Source organism: Streptomyces glaucescens (assembly GCF_002154375.1).
Lineage (GTDB): Bacteria > Actinomycetota > Actinomycetes > Streptomycetales > Streptomycetaceae > Streptomyces > Streptomyces glaucescens.
Genome location: NZ_MUND01000979.1, coordinates 1 through 4873 on the forward strand (window position 1 = coordinate 1; position 4873 = coordinate 4873).

Consider the following 4873-nt stretch of genomic DNA (forward strand, 5'->3'; position numbering starts at 1 on the left):
GTCGGCGGCGAGATCCCGGCTCGACGGCAGCCGGGTGCCCGCCGCCAGCCGCCCGGAGCGCACCGCCTCCCGCAGCGCCGCCTGCAAGGCCCGCCCCCGCGACCGCGCCGGCGCCGAGGCGGCCGGCAGCAGCACCTCCCAGGCGGCCGAGCCGTCCTCCCGGCCGTCGGAGGGAAGCGAATTGGTCCGGGACACCGTCATGGAAGTGGACCTTAAACCGGGCCGCCGCGCTCCCTAGCGTCGGCCCCATGAACGCCACCACCCGCGGCTCCCTGCTCGCCGCGCTCGCCTGCGTCCTCGTCGGGGGATCCTTCACCGCCAACAGCCTCCTCGGCGACTACCCGTACGCGGGCGGCCAGTTCCTGCGCTACGCCCTCGCCTGTCTGCTGCTCGTCCCGCTGGCCGGCCCCGGCGGTGCCGCCCGGCTGCGCGCCCTCACCCCCCGGCAGTGGACGCGCCTCGCGTTGCTCGCGGCCGTCGGCATGGTCGGCTTCAACCTGGCGATCCTGGCGGCGGAACGCACCGCCGAACCCGCGGTGCCCGGCGTCCTCGTCGGCTGCGCGCCCGTGGTCGTCGCCGTGCTCGTCCCCCTGCTGGACGGCAGGCGGCCCCGGCGCGCCGTGCTGTACGGGGCCTCGCTCGTCGCCGTCGGCGCCTGCACCGTCCAGGGCTGGGGCCGCACCGACGGCGCCGGTCTCGGCTGGTCGGTGTGCGCGCTGGCCGGTGAGGTCGGCTTCGCGGTCCTCGCCGTCCCCGTGCTGCGCCCGCTGGGACCGCGCCTGCTCTCCGCCACGGTGTGCGGTGTCGCGGCGCTGGAGTCGGCGGCGGCCGCACTCCTGCTCGACGGCACCGGCTGGCTGCGCCGCCCCGACGCCACCGAGACCGCCGCCCTGCTGTGGCAGGCGGTCATCGTCACCGTCATCGGCTTCGTCTGCTGGTACATGGGCATGCAGCGGATCGGCGCAGAGCGCGCCACGCTCTTCTCCGGGCTCATCCCCGTCGCCGCCGCCTGCACCGCCCCGCTCGTCGGCACCGGCTCCTACGGCCTCGCCCAGGCCGTGGGCAGCGCCCTGGTCGGCGCGGGAGTCGCGCTGGGCTCCGGAGCACTGAAGCGGGCCTCACGGCAGCGGCCGCTTCCCGTTCACGAGGGGGCGCGCCCGCTCGCGCGCGAGCGGGAGTGAGACGCCGGGGTGCCTGACCAGCGATTCCATGCACGAACCCCGCGCCGCGCCCGGCGCGAGCGGCGAGGGCGTCACGTCCCCGGTCCGGCCTCTGCGGCCACCCACCGATCAGCCGCGTCGACAACGCTCCAGGTCGACACGGCCTAGCGGCTGCCGTCGAGCAGGACGCGGGCGACGAGCGCCGGGTCGTCGTTCATCGGGACGTGGCCGCAGCCGGGCAGCCGGACCAGCCGGGCCCGCGGGATGACGGTCTTGGCCCGGACGCCCTGCCGGGGCACGAGCAGCCGGTCCCGGCTGCCCCAGGCGACGGTGACCGGCAGGCCGGGCACATCCTCCGTCCACCGCACGGCGCGGCCCGAGCGCAGGGTCTCGGTGAAGCCCGGTGCCTGGGCCAGTGCCCGGGTCTCGGCGACCACCGCCGCGGCCGGACGCCGCGCCGGGCGGGCGTAGATGGTGCTCGTCAGCAGGGTCCGGCCGGCCGCGGACGGCGCCAGCCGCTCGACCACCGACGGAGGCGTCCGGCGGGCGATGCCGCGCATGGCCGACAGCACACCGAAGGCATAGCGCCGCTCGGCCTCCGACCAGAAGCCGGCCGGGGACAGCGCCGTCACCGAACGGACCACCCTCGCGCGGCCGAGCTCCAGCGCCAGCAGTCCGCCCAGCGAGTTGCCCGCCACATGCGGCCGTTCGAGCCCCAGCGCCGCGCACAGCGCGGTGAGCACGGCTGTCATCGTCGGCAGGTCGTGCGCCAGCCCGCCCGGGAGCGCGGGGGACTCCCCGAACCCGGGCAGGTCGACGGCGACCACGTCACGCTCCTTGGCCAGCACGGGTATCACCGGGTCCCAGGCCTGCCGGTGGTGGCCGATGCCGTGGAGCAGGAGCAACGGTTCGCCGTCGCCCTCGCGCGCGTAGGAGACGGTCATCGGCCGCGGTCCGGAGGGGGTGGGGACCTTGAAGGAGACGGTGGCGGGCATGCTGCTCCTCGTGGTTGCGCCGGGGGACATCGCGCAGACACCTTGTCAGCAATTACTACCGACGGGTAGCCCCTGGGCGCTCCCGGCCGCGCCCGAGCGCATGCCCCGGCCCGCCACCCGCCGCGCACACCCCGGAATTCGCCTGGACACCACCGCACGCGTCCGCTGGGATGTGGCCGTGACCACCGACACCCCCACCGACGTCTTCGAAGAGCACCGCCCCCTCCTCCTGGGAGTCGCCTACCGCATGCTCGGCCGGGTGGCCGACGCGGAGGACGTGGTCCAGGACGCCTGGCTGCGCTGGGCCGGCGCCGACCGGAGCGACGTGCGCGAGCCACGCGCCTACCTGGTACGGATCACCACCCGCCTCGCCATCGACCGGCTCCGCCAGATCAAGGCGCGCGGGGAGACCTACGTCGGCCCCTGGCTGCCCGAGCCGTACGTCACCGCCTACGAGGACACCGTCCCGGACACCGCCGAGCGCGCCCTGCTCGCCGACTCCGTCTCCCTCGCCGTTCTCGTCGTCCTGGAGTCGCTGTCACCGCTGGAGCGCGCGGTGTTCGTGCTCCGCGAGGCCTTCGGCTACCCGTACGCCGAGATCGCCGCCCTGCTCGACCGCGGAGAGCCGGCCGTACGGCAGATGGCCGGCCGGGCCCGTAAGCACGTCGACGAGCGGCGGTCCCGCTACGACGTCGACCCGGTCCAGCGCCGCGACCTCACCGAACGCTTCCTCGCCGCCGCCGAGGAAGGCGACCTGACCGGCCTGATGGCACTGCTCGCGCCCGACGTCCGGCTGGTCGGCGACAGCGGCGGCAAGTCGCGGGCGCCGCTGCGGATCCTGCGGAGCGCCGACAAGGTGGGCCGCTTCCTCCTCGGCGCCGCCGAGAAGCGTGGCCCGATGTCCTTCCGGATGCTGGAGGTCAACGGCGGTCCCGCCATCCTCGCGATGGACGGCGACCGGCCCGACTCCGTGTTCCAGCTCGACGTCCTCGACGGGCGCGTCCAGTCCGTCTACATCATCCGCAACCCGGACAAGCTGCGGTCCTTCGCGGCCGACGCCTGACCGGCGCCCTTCCCGACCGCGAAGCCCCCGTCCCGTGACGGGGGCTTCGTCGTCGTGTCACGAACCCCGGGCCGTGCGAACGCCTCGTGAACGCTCCGCCGCGGCGCTCCCGTGCGCCGTGCCAGGGATCGAGGATTGGTCTTGACCAAGGGTGGGGGTCGCCCTATGGTCGCAGACAAGTGCAACAACCTTTAATAAACAAGGGCGCTAAAACGCCGCGGGAACACCGGCGATTGCGGAGGACAGGGTGGGGACCACGCAGCTGGAATCGGTGCCGGAACCGAAGTACTGGCATCTCAAGACCGTGCTCACCGAGGCACTGGACTCCGAGTTCTCCGTCGGTGAGATCCTTCCCAACGAGCGGGAACTGGCCGCACGCTTCGGCGTCGCGCGCGCGACCCTCCGCCAGGCCCTGGAACAGCTCGAACTGGAGGGCCGGCTCCAGCGCCGCCGCGGTGTCGGGACGACCGTGGCGCCGCCGCGCGTCGGGGTCGCCGTCGGCACCGAGCAGCACGCCTGGCCCGGCGCGCCCGGGGACGACGCCTGGCAGGCCGTCGACTGCACCACGGCGGTCCCGCCCGCGGCCGTCGCCGCCGCCCTGGAGACCGGCCCTGACGAACCCGTGCACACGGTCCGCCGCACCCGGATGACCCACGGCCAGCCGGTCGCCGCCGAACTGCTCCACATCCCCGCGGCTTCCGTGCCCGACCTCACCGGCATCGACGCCCCGTCCGGACCGGCACGCGCGCGTGCGGTGCTGCGCGAGCTCCAGCGGCTGGAGCTCGAAGGGCGCGACAGCGCGGTCGAGCTGGGCTCGGCCCGCGCGGACGACGCCAAGCAGCTGGACCGGCTGCCGGGCGCCCCCGTCCTCGTCGTCACCACCCGCTTCTTCGCCGAGGGCCGCACCGCCGCGCTCTCCGTCGCCACCTACCGCGCCGACACCTGCCGGCTGACCTTCGGCGACTCGGGCGGCGTCGAGATCCACCCGGACCCGGAACGCCGGGCCTCCTGACGCGGGGGCGCGCGGACGGGGTTGTCCGGTATCCGGTGGCCGGGTCGTGCGGACGGCCGATCCGGTAGCCGGTATCCGGGGCGCGCGGCCGGACCACCGGTACCCGGTATCCGGGTCGCGCCGGGGCGTCACGTCCCGAGGCCTGCGCCGGGCGCGGCTCCCGGGCCGGGCATTGCTCACCCGCCCTGGGGCCACCGTGCCGCCGCGCGCGTCAGCGGCGTGCCGTCACCGTGCCCTCGACCGCGAAGAGCTGTTCCTCCACGTGGTCCAGGGCGAGCCGCAGGGCGCCCGTCGCGACGGCCGCCTCGCCCAGCAGGGAGAGGGCGACCTTCGGCGGGCGCAGGCAGTACCGGGCCAGCTCGCGGCGAAGCGGATCGAGGACGCCGTCCAGGCCCGCCGCCCAGCCGCCGATCACCACCAGCTCCGGGTCGAGCGCCAGGACCAGCGCGGCCACGTCGTGGACCAGCCGCTGGATGAACCGGTCGACCGCCGCGCGGGCGCGCTGGTCGCCCTCGCGGGCCCGCGCGAACACCTCGGCGACCTGCTGCTCGTCCAGCGGGTGCAGCGGCTCGTCCGTGGTGGACAGCAGCGTCTCCGGCGTCACCTCCCGGCCCAGCAGATGCAGCGCCCCGATCTCCCCGGC

The 4873-nt window shown here is 75.3% G+C and carries 5 protein-coding genes and 1 pseudogene; 3 read left to right on the top strand and 3 right to left on the bottom strand.

Translation table 11 applies throughout. From position 1 onward, the window contains the following. A pseudogene (locus CCN42_RS39910) lies at nucleotides 1-201 on the bottom strand (GntR family transcriptional regulator); the annotation flags it as partial. 47 nt (nucleotides 202-248) lie between these two features. Here CCN42_RS39910 and CCN42_RS39915 point away from each other — a divergent pair. Then, nucleotides 249-1181 carry a DMT family transporter gene (locus tag CCN42_RS39915; RefSeq protein ID WP_086742016.1) on the top strand — a complete coding sequence of 311 codons (933 nt, stop codon included), beginning with the start codon at nucleotides 249-251 and terminating at the stop codon, nucleotides 1179-1181. Between the two features lie 143 nt (nucleotides 1182-1324). Here the strand turns inward: CCN42_RS39915 and CCN42_RS39920 are convergent, their stop codons facing one another. Continuing rightward, on the bottom strand, nucleotides 1325-2155 hold the full coding sequence (locus CCN42_RS39920; RefSeq protein ID WP_086742017.1) for an alpha/beta fold hydrolase: 831 nt from the start codon (nucleotides 2153-2155) through the stop codon (nucleotides 1325-1327). A gap of 178 nt (nucleotides 2156-2333) precedes the next feature. On the opposite strand from CCN42_RS39920, the gene CCN42_RS39925 reads away from it, so the two are divergent. Continuing rightward, nucleotides 2334-3218: an RNA polymerase sigma-70 factor gene (locus CCN42_RS39925; RefSeq protein WP_086742019.1), complete on the top strand. Its 885-nt coding sequence runs from the start codon at nucleotides 2334-2336 to the stop codon at nucleotides 3216-3218. A gap of 247 nt (nucleotides 3219-3465) precedes the next feature. Next, on the top strand, nucleotides 3466-4230 hold the full coding sequence (locus tag CCN42_RS39930; RefSeq protein ID WP_086742018.1) for a GntR family transcriptional regulator: 765 nt from the start codon (nucleotides 3466-3468) through the stop codon (nucleotides 4228-4230). A gap of 211 nt (nucleotides 4231-4441) precedes the next feature. Here the strand turns inward: CCN42_RS39930 and CCN42_RS39935 are convergent. Next, the coding region (locus tag CCN42_RS39935) for an ROK family protein (protein WP_143662226.1) at nucleotides 4442-4873 on the bottom strand (432 nt) is incomplete at its 5' end.

What these genes read in the sequence shown, in the direction of transcription:
- CCN42_RS39915 (WP_086742016.1), top strand. Translation starts at nt 249, where the DNA reads ATGAACGCCACCACCCGCGGCTCCCTGCTCGCCGCGCTCGCCTGCGTC.
- CCN42_RS39920 (WP_086742017.1), bottom strand. Translation starts at nt 2,155, where the DNA reads ATGCCCGCCACCGTCTCCTTCAAGGTCCCCACCCCCTCCGGACCGCGG.